This window comes from Nocardia vinacea NBRC 16497, assembly GCF_000308835.1.
Taxonomy (GTDB): domain Bacteria; phylum Actinomycetota; class Actinomycetes; order Mycobacteriales; family Mycobacteriaceae; genus Nocardia; species Nocardia vinacea.
This window is the reverse complement of the sequence record NZ_BAGN01000290.1, coordinates 1-338: the sequence shown is the minus strand read 5'-3', so window position 1 is coordinate 338 and position 338 is coordinate 1. Positions and strand designations below refer to the sequence as shown.

Below are 338 nucleotides of genomic sequence, written 5' to 3'. Positions count from 1 at the left end.
GCAATTGCACGCCTTCCCACGCGAACGGCAGCAACGGACCCGCTGCGGCCTCCACCCCGGCCTTCCCACTGGTGTCAAAGCCGGTGGTCATGGCGTGCAGGACGGCATCGAGCAGGGCGGGGTGTAGTCCGTAATGGTTTGCCTGGCCGCCGGTTTCGGGGAGGGTGGCTTGCACGAGCCAGTCTTCTCCGGTGCGCCAGACTGATTCCAGGCCTTGGAACGCGGGACCGTAGCCGTACCCGTCCTCGGCGAGTTGCTGGTAGAGGCTGCTGGTATCGGTGTGCACCGCACCCGCTGGTGGCCATGCCGCCAGCCCGGCATCCACGTCGTGTGGTGTT

1 protein-coding gene is annotated in these 338 nt (G+C 66.9%); it reads right to left on the bottom strand.

Annotated features, from left to right (window positions below; all coding sequences use genetic code 11):
• Positions 1-338: polyketide synthase dehydratase domain-containing protein (locus ON44_RS33525; RefSeq protein ID WP_040697932.1), on the bottom strand; the 338-nt coding region annotated here is incomplete at both ends.